A 17,413-nucleotide genomic window follows, 5' to 3' on the forward strand; every position below is an offset into this window, starting at 1 on the left:
TAAATAATTCTAATTTGAACATCTTAACGCTGGAGGGACGCATAATGGCAAAATCCGCACTCAAGTCATCCTTGCTCGCCAGATTCCGGTTAAACTGGAATCATCTCAAATCCAAACTGCTGATGAAGTATGCTTTATCCTATATCCTCATGTTCCTTATTCCTTTAACCGCCGTAACTATCTTCGTCTATGAAAACGCTGTAAAAGGCCTCCGTGTCGAAATTGAGCAATCCAATGTCAACCAGCTCAACCAGGTGAAGAACACTATAGATACCCGTATGGTCGAGCTTCAGGAAATTTCGGGCAGAATTGCCTATGATAGACACCTTACTCCCTACATGGTAAGACATCCTTACTACAGCCTGGAGGCGATCCAGGCGCTGGCGAACTACAAAGCCAGCAGCAGCATTGCGGAAGACCTCTTTCTCTATTTTCATGATGATTCCAACATCTATTCTTACCGCGGACTGGCCGATCTTGATGTTACGTTCAATACCCTCTACCAATTTGAGCACTGGACCCCGGAAAACATACGTCAGGCGCTTAACGAGACCAGACAGCCGTTGATGCGTCCGGCGGAGAATGTGACTGTCAACTCCCGCAAGGAATCCATGCTGGTCATGCTCGTTCCGGTTAAACCAAATGATCCGTTCCCCTATGGGACCGTTGTGTACCTGATGAAAGAATCGAAGCTGACCGGCGTCATGGATTCGATTCTCAGGAATTTCTCGGGAAGCAGTTATATCTTCAGCGCCACCGGTGAGGTGCTGACGACGAACAGCCACGGCGTCAACCTGCCCAAGGAGGAACTGAACACCTTATCTACACTTGAGCCGGGCATACATAGTCTCGAGCTGGACGGTGAACAGTATTCTGTCGTCTCTGTACAATCCGAAGAAAATGGCTGGACCTACGTGACCACGATGCCAAGCTTCCAATTTTTTAGCCGCGTTGCCCATGTCCAGACGCTGATCCTGCTCGTCTTCTGTATTACGGTCATCACCGGCATAGCGGCTGCACTGCTGCTGGCCAAACGGCAGTACCATCCGATCAAGGATCTGATGGAGTTCGCCAAGCTGAGAGGCAGCGACAACGAGTCTCTCAAGCTCCGTAACGAATGGGAATGGATCCGGCAAACGCTTCATGAATACAGTGCCAGAATTGATCTGCAGGAGCCGTTTGTCCGCAATCAGTGTATGCTGCTGCTGCTCAAGCACGGCAAGCCGGATGATCCCGAGATTGAACAGATGATTCTTAGCGCCGGCCTTAGGCATCCGCAAGGACAAGACCTCTATTTCTCGGCCATCCTGTCCTGGGATAACACTGAGCCGGGGGCCGGCTCCTCACATGAACGCCATCTGCTGCAGGAGATGCTCAGCAATATATGCCTGCCCGGTCCTGATGCCCAGATTTTCGGTGTTGAATTCTCAGCCAAGAACCAGTTTGCCCTGATTATTTCACTTCCCGGCGATGAGGAAGGACCGGTTCAGAGCCGCATGGAGCAGGTTATTGAAGCTATTCAAGCTGTGATTCGCGAGCACTCGCAGCTGGCGCTGAGCATCGGTGTCGGCATGGCCTACAGGGACTTGGCGCGGCTCAATCAATCCTTCATCGAAGCCGCTGCAGCGCTGGAGCACCGGATGATCCGGCGCAGCGGGCAAGTGACCTACTTTGAGCAGCTGACCGAGCCGAATCCGCCTGCCGCCGAGAACTTCTGGATTCCGCGCAAATCCATGCTGAAGCTGGAGCAGAGCCTTAAGCAGGGCAATGAATCCGTTGCCCGGCAAATGATTGCTGACACCATCGACACAATCAAGGATGAGCCGCTGCAGGCTGGTCTGCTGCGCTGCATTTGTTTCGATCTGCTGAACGCTTTTCTGCGCACGGCCTCCGAGCTTGGTATGGACGAAGTGTTCGCAGATATGCCGGGACTGACCTCCTTCGAGACTCTCGAAGAGCTGGAGAGCCGCCTGCGCTCTCTGGCCACCGCCATCTGTGAGCAGGTTGAGCGGAATACGGAGACAGGTGAGTCCACATTAATGGACGACATACTTGCTTACGTAGACCAGCAGTTCGCAGATTATACACTCAGCCTGGAGCATGTGGCGCTGAAGTTCGCCATATCGACCTCTTATTTAAGCCGGAGCTTCAAAGAGAAGACCGGCAGCAATTTCTCACAGTATATCTGGCAGCGGCGGGTGGATGAGGTCATCCGGCTGCTGGAGAATACGAGTGCACCGCTTAAGGAAATCATTGAGCAGGTGGGTTATCTGGATGCGCCGAATTTCATCCGCAAGTTCAAAAAAGAAACCGGTCTGACGCCGGGACAGTACCGCAAGGACCATGCCTTGAAGGGAACTGCTGCGAAAAGACCGGTTTAAATTGGCGAAGCTTCCGCCCTTTCTTTATATGTTTTGGGGCCCCCGCAAGTACCTGAGTAAACATCCAAGTGGAAACTGCTTTGCCGTCCTTTTTGTAGGACGGTATCGTTTCAGCGAGAAATAGAAGGATAATTTACAATGCGAAGCATATAAATTCTGCCCTGAAAATAAAGTTTCTTCAGAACACCAAAAGTACACATACCAAAACAAACCCCATGTTTTTATTTTTTTGAAATCGGCTGTCAGGCCAATTGTTCACTCAGGTTTACTTGATACCCCAACGATTCCAAGCGTTTTATGGATCGGTTCATCACCATCTCGTGGTTTCGTTGGTCGAAGTAGTCAAACCCTAATTCTCTATATGCCTGTCTTCGCGTTAACAAGACATAGACTATCGCTAAAATGCTGTGCCCGACGGCTACGGCCGCTCTGTTTTTTCCTCGCCTGCCTGCGATCCGGTGATATTGGGCCGACAGGTAGGTATTCTTTTTTCGTCCTGCCGCGCGCGCGGATTCTACGAGTGCGCTTCGCAGCTTTTTATTTCCTTTTCGCGTCCTCGCCGATCGCTTCTTTCCCGCACTTTCATCGTGACCTGGAGTCATTCCTGCCCATGAGCACAAGTGCCCCGCGCTTGGAAACCGTGTCATGTCCGTTCCGATTTCTGCCAGAATCTGCTCCGCAGTTCGTTTACCAACACCGGGAATGGTATCCAATAACTTCAGGTCCTCCGCAAAAGGGGACAGCCGGCGTTCCACTTCTTCATCCAGTTCTGTGATGAGCTCATTCAGTTGGTCGATATGCGACAACTGTTTTTCCAGCATGAGCAGTTGATGTGGACCCAGGCTACCCTCAAGGGCAAGCTTCAATTGCTCTTTTTTCGCCTTCAGCTTCTTTTGTGCAAAATTCGCCAAAGTCGATGGATCCGTTTCGCCCTGAATGATGGCTTCCAGCATGCTCCGTCCAGACACCCCCAGCACATTGGACGCCACCGATGAGAGCTTGATATTCCCACCCTCCAGCACCTTCTGCAGACGGTTCACTTCCCGGCTCCGTTCTTCAATTATACTTCGCCGGTAGCGAATGATTTCCCGAAGCTCACGTTGCTCCCGACCCGGAATATAGCTCCCCTGCACCAGTCCATGCCGGAGCAACTTTGCAATCCACTCCGCATCCTTCACATCCGTTTTCCGCCCGGGTACTGCTTTGATATGCTGCGCGTTCACCACGACCGGCTTGACGTCTTCCAGTTCAAGCAGGTTATAAATCGGTTTCCAGTAATCCCCGGTGCTCTCCATCGCGACATGGCTGCACCGCTCGCTTTTGATCCAATCCACCAGATCGACCAGCCGACGAGTCAGTGTTTCAAAACTTCGAATCTCCTTTCCTTTCGGCGTAATGATACATGCTGTGATGCTTTTCTTGTGTACATCCAGTCCACAGCAACGTTCAATGAGTACTTCCATCTTTGCTTCTCCTACCTGCTGGCCGTGATTAAGGCTGGTGCAAAGACCAATGCTAAGGTTATTCTGCCCTGCGTGCTTCCCAATGGGAGCAACAATCTGTGATGCACCGGGTCGTTGGGGTCCGTCTTATATGCGGGTTCGTATCACCAAGAATTTCCGACCTACCTTCGCCAGCCCACTACCCAGTATCGCCCATATTTTCATTCCTCAGTGGTGCCGCGCAGCAGCATGGGGGTCTTATATTTGAAGCTAAGGCCCCACTTTGTGGGGTTATTTTGCTACTGTGCTTCCTTCAGGATATGCTCTACCAGCTCATCCAGCGGAACGGTTGCGAGCGCAATCGCCGTGTCCGTTACCCCGTAATAGATGTAAAGCAATCCGTCTTTGACTACATTCCCAGTCGGGAAGATGACATTGGGGATCTGAAAACCGAATTTCTCATAATACGTCTCCGGCTCCATAATGAAATTATGTGTCCGGGCAATGATCTTCTCCGGCTGCTCCAAATCCAGCAGCATGGCTCCTACACGGTAGACAATGTCCTCATCGACGCCGTGATAGAGCACCAGCCAGCCCTTGTCTGTACGTATCGGAGGTGTAGAGCCTCCGATCTTCCGCGATTCCCAGGATAGATTCCCGGCTGTGGCAAGCAGCTTGGGTTCTTCCCAATGGATAAGATCCTCGGAGTAGGTAATCCACATGGCCGCCTTCTCGGTTCCGTAGGCTTCACCCACGTATTCCTCGGGACGGCGCAGCAGTACGAATTTGCCGCCTATTTTCTCAGGGAACAGAATATTATCCCGGTCATTGATATCCAGTGGTGTCGTGTCCGCAACAAACTCCCAGTCCAGCAGATTATCCGATTTCAGAATGGATGACCGGGTCAGCCAATGCCCCTCCTCTTCCCCCCAGCCATCCGGGTATTCCGGAATGGAGCGCTCCGGGACACCCGCCCCGGTAGGATAATAGCTCATGGCGCAGGGGCGCAGGGCATAGTTCAGATAAAAGGTTCCGTCGATTTTGACAATCCGCGGGTCCTGCACACTGCCGTAAGGAAATCCCAGCATATCGGGTGTCACAATCGGCTCATCCTTCACGTGGGTAAAGTTCACGCCGTCCTCGCTCTCCAGCAGGCCCAGAAAGTTCTTGCACGGGGTCAGGGAACCTGCGGTGCGCTCGATCATATAGAATTTCCCGTTATCGATGATGACCGCAGGATTGAAGACCGTAACCTTTCGCCATTCATAACCGCCAGGGACGACGATCGGATTATTCGGATGTCTTGTGATTTGCATGTCTATTCCTCCTGCGAATAATGTTCATGGTATAGTTTGATTGTTTGAACCTCATAGGGTTTAAAAGAAAGCGGGATAACTCCGCCGGAAGATTCCACGGGACCCGTCTCAGTCTCCAGCAGATTCACCCGGCAGGCGCGGATATCATCAGCCTTCCAGTTCAGCACAGCCGTATCTCTGCTGCCTGCGGATTCATACAGCCGGACAATGGTCCCGCTGCCGTCCTCTGCACTCTTGATCGTATCGAGCACCACATGCCCGCTCTGAAAACCAAGCCAGGCATAGGTACCCGGATAGCTGCCGGGATGAGACTCTTCGCTGACCACCAGCAAGGGTTCGTTCAACTCCGCCGCTTCCCGCACAACAGTACTCTGACGCCATTCGCCAGCGTGGGGATACAGAGAATACGTAAATTCATGTTCCCCCTGATCCGCATAGCGGTCCGGCCAGCGCGGGGCGCGCAGCAGTGAGAGGCGCAGCACTCCGTCATGGATGTCATAGCCGTATTTGCAGTCATTCAGCAGACTGACGCCATAGCCTCCCTCGGACAAATCCGCCCAGCGGTGGCCGCAGACCTCGAATTGTGCCTGCTCCCAGCTGGTGTTGCGGTGGGTCGGACGCTCCAGTGCTCCGAACGGAATCTCATACGTAGCCTTCGCGGCCACAATGTCCACCGGGAAAGCAGCCTTCAGCACTTTGTGCTCCTCTTTCCAGCTCACACGGGTCTGAAAATCTACCCTGCGGCTGTGCCGGGGCAGAATGATCTCCTGCTCAATCAGGGATTCATTCAGCTGCCAGCGGAATTTCAGCACCGTCAGTGCAGGTCCGCTGACCAGGACCTCCCGGTCCAGCAGCTTCGCCCGGCCTGCAGGCTGCTGCTCATAACGCGGGTCCAGGTCCCAGGCATCCCATAGAGGGGGAGTATCATGATAGAACTGCAGCTGGTTGCCGGTCTGTCCGGGCTGAAGCAGCTCCCGGCTGGCACTCTTGTCGTACCAGCGGCTGATTTCCCCGTCTTCATTAAACTTAAGAATATAATGCTCTGTCTCCCATTGCTCCGGGAAGGCTTCTCCGGCGCTGAGTTGTCCCTGAGGCTCATGCCTTCCGCCGGCTTGTTCCGCTTCCCGCAGCCAGAATGTCCGGCAGCCAAAGGCGGGGACCCTGCGGACCCGGACTGCCAGCGTATAGCTGCCGCCGGCTCCATCCGTGTTCCAGCATTCGCTATCCAGCAAGCCGTCTTCATCGAACGCCTGCACCGCAGTCAGACTGCTGTCCCCCTCAAGCCGGATCAGCTCCGTCCGCTCCCAGCCCAGGCTGTTGAAGACTACATAGGGACGGCCCTCCCCCGAAGTATCCACTCCGCTTGCCAATGCACGGAGTGAAGTGTCCCGCACCTGCTGGCCCAGGCTGAATATTTCCGCGTATTGCTCCCGCGAGGTGGTGTACACCTCCGGAATTGAAGTACCCGGGATGATATCATGGAACTGATTAAGCAGCAGCAGCTTCCATCCTTCGGCAAGCTCCGGATATTCCGGTTCCAGATGCTTCAGAAGCCCGCTCTTTTCCGCGAGTACGCTCCAGATCTCCGCTTGCCGGTACAGGACCTCCGCTTTGCGGTTGCTGCGTTTATTAAAGGCATGTGTAGTGAACGTTCCCCGGTGAAGCTCCAGATAGAGGTCGCCGTGCCACGCGGGAAGCTCCGGCTGGCGCAAGCTGATCTCCGAGAAAAAAGCCTCCGCAGTAGAGAATCTGCTGACGGGCTGGCCCGGCGTCAGGCCGGTACGGGCCACGTATTCCAGCATTTCATGGGTGACCCCTCCTCCGCCGTCACCGTGGCCGTAGAGCAGCATCAGCTCATCATGCCGTTCCTTCTGGGCATAGGCCTGCCAGTGCTCCTGGACATCCTTCGGATGGGTATGCTCGTTTACCCCGTGGTTCTGATAGGCCACGATCTTCGTTCCGTCAATGCCGACCCAGTGGAACAGCGTATGCGGGAAGGGATTGGTATCATTCCAGCCGAGCTTGGTTGTCATGAAATAATCAATTCCAGCCTGCTTCAACAGTTGTGGCAGAGAAGCGCAATAGCCGAAGGTATCAGGCAGCCATTCAATCGTGGACCGCTTGCCGAATTCCTCCATATAGAAGCCCTGACCATACAGCATCTGCCGCACCAGCGATTCCCCGCTGGGGATGTTTAAATCCGGTTCCACCCACATGCCTCCGACCAGCTCCCACCGGCCCTCGGCAATCCGTTCCTTAATCCGTTCGTACAGCTGCGGATAGTTCGCCTTGGCAAAGGCATACAGCTGTGGCTGGCTCTGGGAGTAGCGGAAGTCCGGATACTTATCCATCAATGCGCAGACCGTAGAGAAGGTCCGGCTGACCTTGCGTACCGTTTCCCGGACCGGCCACAGCCAGGCAATATCAATATGCGACTGGCCCACCATGTGCATCGTCCCGGCGGACAGACCATCTGACCTTTCCGCCGCTACCTCCGCCCGCAGCTGCTGTTCAGCACCTGCGATGGCATCGCTGTCACGGAGCAGATGCTCCTTCATGTAGAGCTTATCCATCACCCGCTCCAGCGCCTTCAGGGTACGTATGCGGCGCATATCCTCTACAGGCAGCAGCAGGGCCGCTTCATGCGCCGTCTTCACCGTATGCAGCAGGCTGTATACGGGAGGATTCACACGCACAAGTGTGATTTCGATCCCGGCCAGCGGCGGCTTAATCACCGCCTGGCGGTTCAGGGGATCCTCCGGCTCAGGCACCGGATCATACAGCTCGATACCGAGCTGAAGCTCCTCTCCTGCAGCGCCGGGAGGCAGAGGAATGAACCAATGATTGCTGTCCAGGCCATGGTGCGGCACTCCATTAATACTCAGGAGGCCTTCCCCGCGGCCCAGATAGAGCAGTGCAGTCTCTTCGCGCGGCCAGTCTTCCGGAACCGCGACCTGATGCTGAAGGAAATACGTGGTACCATAGCCTCCGTCGAGCCGTGAAATCTTGTAATTCTGATGAAGCTCCTCTTCGTGCTCGTATAAGCCGGGAGAGACGTAGCGGGACCTCTGCAGACTCCATTCCTTCAGCTCTATCTTCTCCGCCCACTGGCCTTCCGCCAGCCAGCCGATAAAACGGTTCATACGCTTCATAACTCAGCCTTCCTCCCTGACATGGAGCGGTGCCGTCAAATATTCTGCAGAGTGAGGTCCCGCCATGATCGTAAATTCCCCTGTCTCCACGATCCGCGTTAAATCTGCCGATACGTATTCCAGTTGCTCCCTGCCGACCTTGAACGTAACCGTCTGCATGTCTCCCGGCTGGAGGCTGATCTTGCGGAAGGCCTTAAGCTGCTTCTCAGGACGCGTTATGCTGGAGGCCAGGTCTGAAATATACAGCTGAACCACCTCACTCCCCGTCCGGGCACTCGAATTGGTTACATCAACGGATACACGCGCTTCACCATCCGCAGAAATGACGGAGGGCTCCACCTTCAAGTTGCTGTATTTGAATTCGCTGAAGCTAAGTCCGTAGCCGAACGGATACTCGGCATTAAAGTCCGTCTCCAGGTACCGCTTGCCTCTCGTCCGCCGCTTGTAGTAATACACGGGGAGCTGACCGGCATGTTTCGGAATACTGATGGTCAGCCGCCCGGAAGGGTTCACTGCGCCGAAGAGAATGTCGGCAATGGCATGCCCGCCTTCCTGACCGGGGTACCAGGCTTCCAGAATGGCATCGGCATGCTCTACAATCCATGGCTCGGCAATTGGACGGCCATTGATATAGACCACAATCAGCGGCTTACCCAGCTTGTGAATTTCCTGCACCAGCTCAAGCTGCACGCCCATCAGATTCAGTGTGGCACGGTCAATGCCCTCGCCGCACTCCATATCGCTCCAGGAATGTTCGGTCACGACAGAAGCACCAGTGAGCAGATCAATCGTCCCTTCGCCAAAGTCCCGGCTACTTGAGCCGCCAATCGCCAGAACAACCGCATCCGCCTCGGCTGCACAGGCCAGTGCATGCGCGAAGCCTTCCCGGGAATCGCCTTTAATCCGGCAGCCCGGAGCATACAGCACTCTGTCCAGCCCGCCGCCCAGCGCATTTCGAATCCCGTCCAGCACAGTGACAATAGCGCCTTTGGGCTGAGGTGAGGTATAATCGCCCAGCTGATTGTACGATGCATCCGCATTGGGTCCTATAACTGCGAGCTTCCCGATCCGCTTACTTAGCGGCAGTGTTCCGCCCTCATTCTTCAGCATAACAATGCTCTCGCCGGCAATACGCCGCGCCAGCTCCCGGTGCTCCGGCTTGCCTATCGTCCGCTCGGCCTGCTCAGGATCGGCAAAGGGACGGTCGAACAGCCCGAGCTTGAACTTCAGCTCCAGAATCCGGGCAGCAGCGCGATCCAGGTCGGACTCCTGCAGCCGTCCATGATGGATAGCGCCGGAAATATGCTTCTCGAACATCTCCCCCGACATCTCCATATCGATTCCGGCCAGCAGCGCCTGGGCCACCGCCGCTTCCCCGCTGTCCGCTGTGTTATGCCCGTTCGTCAGCATGCCCAGCGCTCCGCAATCCGTGATCACGAACCCGTCAAAGCCCCATTGTTCCCGCAGCACATCCTGCAGAAGATATCGGTTCGTCGTGCAAGGAACACCGTCAATTTCATTGTAAGCAGTCATAATAGACAAGGCTCCGGCTTCCACCGCTTTACGGAAGGGCAGCAGATCCACCTCATGCAGCTCGCGGAGCCCCATATGCACGGGCGCGGAATTCCGTCCGCCTTCCGAGCTGCCATAGGCGGCGAAATGCTTCAGAGTCGCCAGAACGGAGTCATCTGCATCCAGCCGGTCGCCCTGCAATCCCTTTACCGCCTCCACTCCCATCGTGGCAATCAGGAACGGGTCTTCGCCAAAAGTCTCCTCTGTCCGCCCCCAACGCGGATCCCGCACCACATCCAGCACCGGCGAATAGGTCGCCGCTCCGCCCTGGCTGCGGGTCTCGAGTGCCACTACCCGGCACATCTCCCGGTACAATTCGGGATTCCACATACTACCCAGGGCCAGCGGCACTGGAAATACAGTCGCACCAATAGCCATATGCCCGTGTGAGCATTCCTCGCCGAACAGGATCGGAATGCCAAGACGGCTCTCCTTCATGGCATAAGCCTGAATGGCATTAACCGCCTCCGCCCCCTCCTTCGGGGACAAGCCCGTCTCCAGTGTGACGCCAGTCCATGGATCTGCACGCAGAGTTCCATACAAAGAGCCAACGCCTCCGCTTGCGACCTGTCGCTTGAAGGCTTCCGTCATCCCCGTGGTTCCGTCCGGACGCTTCTCATAACATTGCCACCCGAAAGGCTGGACTAATTGCCCAGCCTTCTCTCCAAGTGTCATGCGCTGCAACAGGTCCTGTACCCGATCCGCCACAGGGCTTGTTTTATCCTTATAGATCATTTCTACAGCACCTTTCTGCAATAGACAATCATGCCGCTCTTTGGCGGCACTTCAGAGGATGAAATTCCGAAGAAGATAGCCCTCAATTTGGCTTCGCCAAATTCGAGGCTTCCATAACAATGTCCTTAGTATGGACACTGTTATTTCAGGATAGAGACCTGAATTAGTTGGATTTCCAGCGGTCATATGCAGCCTGATTGATCTCGGCCACACGCTCACCGCCCATTTTCTTGACAGTCGCCACATAATTATCCCAGCCGGAGAGCGGCTCGGCACCGGTGATGAACTTCGCTTCCATCTGCTTCACATACGTGCTCAGATCCGAATTCAGACTGCTGATTTCGGTCTGCTCTTCCACGGTGAGGAACAAGGCCGGGAACGGAATCCGCGCTCCCTTATCGAGAAGCTTTTGCTTAGTCTCCTGCTCCACCCAAAGGTCAAAGTCCGTCTTCAGACCCTTGTTGATATCATCCATGGAGAGGGTTGGGGCCGGGATTCCGTAGTTAGGCGTCAAGGTCGCCCGGTAATCTTCCATTTCCTTGCCGTCCGGTACAGGCAGGTACTCCTTGACTCTATTTTCTTTATCAGTGTAATTCCAGAGTGTTCCCTCCGGCCCTTTATTGAAGAACAGCGCGCCTTCATAGGAATACAGATAATCTACCCAACGGATGGAAGCTTCAGGCTGCGGGTTGCTCTCGGAGATGGCGAACGCGCCGGTAGTAATCCCTCTGTTCTTGGCAATCGCCGGGGCGGCAACCGATTCGCTGTGAACCGGCGCGAACATCGGATCTGCCGTCGAAGGCTCTCCGCCTTTAGTCATATAAGCATGCCAGTCGGAGAACAGGGCAACGCGGTTATCCTGCGCTTTGGCCTTTTTCTGCTCTGCGGTCTGCGAGAAGCTCTCTTGATCCAGCAGCTCTTCGGACCACAGACGGTTCATATAGGTCAAATACTCCTTAAAGCCTTCCTCAAGCGGTGTATAATGCACCGTGTCGTTGTCATCCACGTAGATTTCTTCCTCATAAATGCCGAAAGCGCCCAGCAGCCATGTGCGGATATCGCGGAGATTCGCTGCGGTTGTCGTCACCGAGGAGATGGGAATTTCGTCTGCGACGCCGTTGCCGTTCGGATCTTCCTCCTTCACACGCTTCAGATAGGTATACAGCTCTTCGGTCGTTTCAGGAAGCTTGTCAATATTCAGCGCCTTCAGGAAATCCCCGTTATACCACATCGGGTTGCGGTACCAGTGCTGGCTGAGCTCCACCACCGGCAAGGAATAGATATGCCCGTCCGGTGCTGTAATCGACTTGCGGACATCGGGATTCTCCTCCAGCAGCGCCTTGAAGTTCGGGGCATATTCATCAATCAGATCCTCCAGGGGAATCAGGATACCCTGTTCTCCATAATTCATCTGTTCTGCAGTCGTCAGACCGGCAGCATAAAAAATATCCGGGTAATCCCCGCTCGCAAACACCAGATTCTTTTTGGTCTCAAAGCTGTCCTTCGGCGCATTCTGGTATTCCAGCGTAATGCCGGTAAGCTCCTGCATCTGCTGAAGCACAGCCATATTCTCCCAGTTCTGAATCCCTACATCCGGTGCCAGCATCGTTAACGTAACGGGTTCACTTACAATCGGAAATCCTTCCTTGCTCACAGTGACTTCTGCGGTACCGCTGTTCGCTGCCCCTTCTTTCGAATTGCCGCAGCCTGCCAGCAGTGTCAGGATCACAGCCGAAGACAGCAGAAGCTTCCATGGTTTACGTGTGGTCTGCATAGATGATTCCTCCCTTATTATCATTAGATTTTATACACTTACCCTTTGACAGAGCCAATCATGACCCCTTGGACAAAGTAACGCTGCAGGAACGGATAGACAGCCACAATGGGCAGGGTGGAGACGACAATGACTCCATATTTGATCAGCGATGCCGTTTCTGCCTTCGAATTCATGGCCATCGCCACCTCGCTGTTAATCGCGGCACCCGTGGTTTCGGCCGACATTTCCTGAAGGACAAGGATCTGACGCAGAACCATCTGCAGCGGATACTTGGCTTCATCATTCAAATAGATCAGGGACGGAAAATAACTGTTCCAGTGGCCTACACCATAGAACAAGGCCATAACGGCTACAATCGGTGCGGATAGCGGCAAAATAATGCGGATGAACAGCTTCAGATTGGTACAGCCGTCAATGTGCGCCGCTTCCTGCAGCTCCTTAGGGATGGTCGTCTGAAAAAATGTGCGGGCCACGACAATGTTCCAGACTGAAGCGGCCACCGGCAGTATCAAAGCACCCATACTATTAATGAGGCCCAGGTTCTTGACCAGCAGATACGTCGGCACCAGTCCGCCGCTGAAGAACATCGTGAACAGAATGATGCCCATAAACAGCTGGCGTCCGACAAAATCAGATCTGCTGAGCGCATAAGAGGCCGGCAGGGTAACGGCGAGATTGAGCAGGGTGCCTGCCGCCGTGTAGATAATTGTGTTCAAATAACCATTCCATATCTTAGGGTTCTCAAAAACAAGCCTGTAGCCGTCCAGAGTCACATTCTTCGGAAACAGCCACATGGCCCCCGAATTGACATCCTGCGGGGAGCTGATTGAAGCGCTGAGAATATAGATCAGCGGATAAAGGACAACCACCAGTGCAAGACATAAATAAATATAGGTGCTGATCAGAAACAGCTTATCCCCCCTGGATTCTTTCATTGCAGTAACCATAGACTTCAACTCCTTTCTACCAGAGGCTGTTCTCACTGGTGCGTTTGGCAATCCGGTTGACGGTAACCAGCAGAATGACGTTGACCACCGAGTTGAACAATCCGACAGCTGTTGAGAAACTGTATTGGGCGTTCACCAGGCCGGCGCGGTATACATAGGTGGAGATTACATCGGAAGCTTCCATATTGAGCGAGTTCTGCAGCAGCAGAATTTTCTCGAAGCCAAGGCCGAGAATATTACCCATATTCAAGATCAGCATGATCGTAATCGTGGGCACAATTGTCGGCAGATTGATATGCAGCACCCGTTTGAGCCGGCTCGCTCCATCCACTATAGCCGCTTCATGCAGCTGGGGGTCTACGCCCGACAGGGCCGCAAGGTAAATAATGGTCCCCCACCCCGTGCTCTGCCAGACGCCCGAGAAGACATACACCGTCTTGAACCAGGCCGGATCGGTCAGAAACTGTGCAGGCTGAAATCCGAGGAACTCAATGACCCGCACAATCATTCCGATAGAGGGTGATAAAAAGGTAATGATCATCCCCGCCATGACAACTACAGAAATGAAATGCGGTGCATAGGTGACCGTCTGGACTGTTTTTTTGAACGGACCGTTGCGGACCTCATTGAAGGCCAGCGCCAGAATAATCGGCAGCGGAAACCCGATCGCAAGTTCATAGAAGCTGATGCTGAAGGTGTTCCAGAGCAAATCCCAGAAAAAATAGGAATTGAAGAACCGTTCGAAATGGTCAAAACCAACCCATTCACTGCCCGTGATTCCTTTGGAAGGCACGAAGTTCTTAAAAGCAATCTGGATGCCGTACATCGGACCATAATGAAAAACGAAGAAATACAGTAATGCGGGAAGCATGAACAGATAAAGCTCCCAGTTTTTCCAGATCCTTTTGCCAAGGGACTTGTTCTTCAATGAAGGACTTCCGGATACCGCAGCGTTACTCCCCTTCATTCTTTCACTCCTCTCTATGTTAGTTTACGTAACATTAAGTCGTATAGCTGCTTCGCATTCTTCACAATGCAACTCTTGCTAACGCTTACAACACAAATTGTAGTGAAACTAAGCTGACATCGTAAATATGTAGGTTCTGCATTGTCATGTTAAGGGAGTGTAAAACCGCACTACTGCGGCACTTTCCGGCCTGCTCTGCTATTGTCACCTTCATATGGCCCACCGCCTGAAATGTGTGAATTATGAACCTCCCTCCGGGCTGCAAAAGTTACATATTGTGATCACAGGACAGGTATGCAAACATTTGCTACGAATGCCTGACTAAATGATTGACTGACGATATAGGAGGTTTCTGTTATGACCCGTACAACCGCCCACCTGATCTCCCACACGCATTGGGACCGGGAATGGTACATGCCTTACGAGCGTCATCATGCTCTGCTGGCGAAGCTGATGAATGAACTGCTGGAGACCCTGGAGAAGGACGAACGCTACCGTTATTTCCACCTGGACGGACAGACCATTATTATTGAAGACTATCTTCAGGTGCATCCTGAGAAAAGAGAAATCCTGGAGCAATTCATCCGTGAAGGACGCATTGTCATCGGACCCTGGTATGTGCTTCAGGATGAATTCCTGACGAGCTCGGAAGCCAATGTCCGCAATCTGCTGATCGGCCATCAGGATGCGGCCAAGTATGGCGTCATCTCCAAGCTGGGCTATTTTCCGGATTCCTTTGGCAATATGGGACAAGCGCCGCAGCTGCTCCGGCAGGCAGATATTGAGACTGCAGTGTTCGGACGCGGTGTGAAGCCGACTGGCTTTGACAATATGGTCGGTGAGCTGAACAGTGCAAGCTATGAATCACCTTATTCCGAAATGTTCTGGGAGTCTCCCGACGGCTCAAGCGTGCTTGGACTGCTCTTCGCGAACTGGTACAGCAACGGTAACGAGGTGCCTGTGGAGGCGCAGGAGGCCACGGCCTTCTGGGACAAAAAGCTTGCCGATGCCGGTAAATATGCCTCCACCCCGGAGCTGCTATTCATGAACGGCTGTGATCATCAGCCTGTGCAGCGCAATCTCGCCGATGCCCTGGAGACCGCCAGGGAGCTGTATCCGGATGTGGATTTCGTCCATTCCAGCTTCGAGCAGTATTTGCAGGCGCTTAAGCCCTCGCTGCCTGAAGATCTCGTGACCGTGAACGGCGAGCTGCGCAGCCAGCACACCGACGGCTGGGGCACGCTTGTGAACACCGCTTCCGCCCGCGTCTACCTGAAGCAGATGAACCAGCGGGGGCAGACCCTGCTGGAGAAGGGCGCCGAGCCTCTGGCTACACTGGCTTATCTGGTCAGCGGGAAGGCTTACCCCCATGCATTGCTAACCTACGCCTGGAAGACCCTGATGCAGAATCATCCGCATGACAGCATCTGCGGCTGCAGCATGGATGAGGTTCACCGCGAAATGATTGGACGCTTCGAGAAGAGCAGACATGTGGGTGAAGCCATTATTGAAGAAAGCCTGAAGGCTATAACCGGAGTGATCGGTACTGCAAACACGGCTTCCTGGGGAGAATCCGCCATTCCGGCAGCCGTCTTCAATACCACAGGCTGGGAACGCAGCGGTACGGTAAGTGTGGAGATCATTGCCGCCAAACGCTATTTCAAGGAAGGGCCGAACCCGGCGGCGATTGCCGAGGCGCTGGACCGGCTGCCGCTTGATCTGGGCAACGGCCGGCTGCTGGACAGTGAAGGGCGGAGCATTTCCTGCCGGGCGGAAGATCTGGGCACCCAGTTCGGCTATGAGCTGCCGGACGACCAATTCCGCAAGCCTTATATGGCCCGCAAACTCCGTCTGACCTTCGAGGCCGCACAGGTACCACCGCTCGGCTACAAAACATATGCCTGGATACAGTCACCGGATGTCCGTACCGAAGCTGCTGCCAGTCCACTAAGACTCATGGAACAGGGAATGGCCAACGACTTCCTCGCTATTGGGATCCGGGAGGACGGCTCCTATGATGTAACGGACAAGCATACCGGTAAAGTCTTTAAGGGACTCGGCGTCTATGAGAACTGCGGCGATGTGGGGAATGAGTATGTGTTCCGTCAGCCGGAGGGCGATGTACCGCTGACTACCCGTGGCCTCACGGCCCGGATCTCTCTTGCCGAGCATGAACCCTACCGCATTACCTACGAAATCGTCCATGAATGGGAAATCCCGGCTTCCGCCGATGCTGCGTTCGCGGAAGAGAAACGCAAAATGGTTCCGTTCCGGCAGCGCAAGGCAGGCCGTTCCTCGGAGAAAGTGCCGCTGCGGATCGTGACCCGGATCAGCCTTGAGGCTGCAGGGACCGGCATTCAGGTCTCTGCCAAGTTTAATAATCAGGCCATGGACCACCGGCTGCGCGTCCTCTTCCCTACTAGACTTGCCGCCTCCACCCTTCTGGCCGATTCCATATTTGAAGCGGCGAAGCGCGATATTGCTCCGGCTTCCGATTGGATTAATCCAAGCAACGCCCAGCATCAGCAGGCTTTTGTCAGTGTGTCGGATGGCAGCGCCGGACTTATGATCGTCAACAAAGGACTGAATGAATACGAGGTCCTGCGCGACAGGAGGAATACCATTGCTGTGACCCTGCTGCGCAGTGTGTCGGAGCTGGGGGACTGGGGTGTGTTCCCTACACCGGAAGCCCAGTGCCTGGGTGAGCATACCGTAGAATTTGCGGTTCGTCCTTATGCCGGAGATGCTGCCGAGCCGGAGGCTTTTGCCTGGGCCTATCAATATCAGGCCCCATGGTTCACTGCCCAGACCGGCTGGCAGCAGGGCTCCTTGCCTGCCGAGTATCAGCCGCTGGAGTGGCAAGGCCGCACACTGGCCCTCTCCGCATTCAAAATGTCCGAAGCAAATGAGGACGTTGTCCTGCGGTGGTATAATCTGGCGCACAGGGAGCAGGATTTTACGTTTAAGGCTCATTTTCCCGTACAGGCTGCATACGCCAGTGATATTCTGGAGCGGCGGAAACACAGGGAAGCATCCGACGAAGGAATCCTTCGCAGTTCCGTCAGCAAAGCCCAAATTGTCACCTATGCGCTGCAACCGTTACAACCCTAATATCAACCATACC

General features: G+C 54.3%; 9 protein-coding genes. 2 read left to right on the forward strand and 7 right to left on the reverse strand.

Annotation, left to right across the window (positions count from 1 at the left end):
- Positions 1–44 precede the first annotated feature (44 nt).
- Positions 45–2,381 (forward strand): helix-turn-helix domain-containing protein, encoded by a 2,337-nt coding sequence (locus tag H70357_RS29530; RefSeq protein WP_052092324.1) that lies wholly within the window; start codon positions 45–47, stop codon positions 2,379–2,381.
- Between the two features lie 242 nt (positions 2,382–2,623).
- Here H70357_RS29530 and H70357_RS29535 read toward each other — a convergent pair whose 3' ends face one another.
- From H70357_RS29535 to H70357_RS29565, 7 genes are all read right to left on the reverse strand, one after another.
- Positions 2,624–3,844, reverse strand: coding sequence for an IS110 family RNA-guided transposase (locus H70357_RS29535; protein WP_038596656.1), 1,221 nt, complete (start codon positions 3,842–3,844; stop codon positions 2,624–2,626).
- A 278-nt stretch (positions 3,845–4,122) separates the two neighbouring features.
- Positions 4,123–5,139 (reverse strand): glycoside hydrolase family 130 protein, encoded by a 1,017-nt coding sequence (locus H70357_RS29540; RefSeq protein WP_038596658.1) that lies wholly within the window; start codon positions 5,137–5,139, stop codon positions 4,123–4,125.
- A gap of 2 nt (positions 5,140–5,141) precedes the next feature.
- A complete protein-coding gene (locus tag H70357_RS29545; protein WP_038596661.1) occupies positions 5,142–8,291 on the reverse strand; it encodes an alpha-mannosidase in 3,150 nt (1,049 codons plus the stop codon).
- Positions 8,292–8,294: 3 nt separating this feature from the next.
- A complete protein-coding gene (locus H70357_RS29550) occupies positions 8,295–10,598 on the reverse strand; it encodes a glycoside hydrolase family 3 N-terminal domain-containing protein (protein WP_038596664.1) in 2,304 nt (767 codons plus the stop codon).
- A gap of 163 nt (positions 10,599–10,761) precedes the next feature.
- Positions 10,762–12,372 (reverse strand): extracellular solute-binding protein, encoded by a 1,611-nt coding sequence (locus tag H70357_RS29555; protein WP_038596666.1) that lies wholly within the window; start codon positions 12,370–12,372, stop codon positions 10,762–10,764.
- Positions 12,373–12,410: 38 nt separating this feature from the next.
- Positions 12,411–13,322, reverse strand: coding sequence for a carbohydrate ABC transporter permease (locus H70357_RS29560; protein WP_038596669.1), 912 nt, complete (start codon positions 13,320–13,322; stop codon positions 12,411–12,413).
- A 16-nt stretch (positions 13,323–13,338) separates the two neighbouring features.
- Positions 13,339–14,289 carry an ABC transporter permease gene (locus H70357_RS29565; RefSeq protein ID WP_038596672.1) on the reverse strand — a complete coding sequence of 317 codons (951 nt, stop codon included), beginning with the start codon at positions 14,287–14,289 and terminating at the stop codon, positions 13,339–13,341.
- A 357-nt stretch (positions 14,290–14,646) separates the two neighbouring features.
- On the opposite strand from H70357_RS29565, the gene H70357_RS29570 reads away from it, so the two are divergent.
- Positions 14,647–17,400 (forward strand): alpha-mannosidase, encoded by a 2,754-nt coding sequence (locus tag H70357_RS29570; RefSeq protein ID WP_038596674.1) that lies wholly within the window; start codon positions 14,647–14,649, stop codon positions 17,398–17,400.
- Positions 17,401–17,413 lie beyond the last annotated feature (13 nt).

The sequence above is a fragment of the Paenibacillus sp. FSL H7-0357 genome, from assembly GCF_000758525.1.
GTDB lineage: Bacteria > Bacillota > Bacilli > Paenibacillales > Paenibacillaceae > Paenibacillus_AQ.

Bases quoted from the DNA above. Each gene is read 5' to 3' on its own strand.
- H70357_RS29530 (WP_052092324.1), top strand. From the start codon at position 45: ATGGCAAAATCCGCACTCAAGTCATCCTTGCTCGCCAGATTCCGGTTA.
- H70357_RS29535 (WP_038596656.1), bottom strand. From the start codon at position 3,844: ATGGAAGTACTCATTGAACGTTGCTGTGGACTGGATGTACACAAGAAA.
- H70357_RS29540 (WP_038596658.1), bottom strand. From the start codon at position 5,139: ATGCAAATCACAAGACATCCGAATAATCCGATCGTCGTCCCTGGCGGT.
- H70357_RS29545 (WP_038596661.1), bottom strand. From the start codon at position 8,291: ATGAAGCGTATGAACCGTTTTATCGGCTGGCTGGCGGAAGGCCAGTGG.
- H70357_RS29550 (WP_038596664.1), bottom strand. From the start codon at position 10,598: ATGATCTATAAGGATAAAACAAGCCCTGTGGCGGATCGGGTACAGGAC.
- H70357_RS29555 (WP_038596666.1), bottom strand. From the start codon at position 12,372: ATGCAGACCACACGTAAACCATGGAAGCTTCTGCTGTCTTCGGCTGTG.
- H70357_RS29560 (WP_038596669.1), bottom strand. From the start codon at position 13,322: ATGGTTACTGCAATGAAAGAATCCAGGGGGGATAAGCTGTTTCTGATC.
- H70357_RS29565 (WP_038596672.1), bottom strand. From the start codon at position 14,289: ATGAAGGGGAGTAACGCTGCGGTATCCGGAAGTCCTTCATTGAAGAAC.
- H70357_RS29570 (WP_038596674.1), top strand. From the start codon at position 14,647: ATGACCCGTACAACCGCCCACCTGATCTCCCACACGCATTGGGACCGG.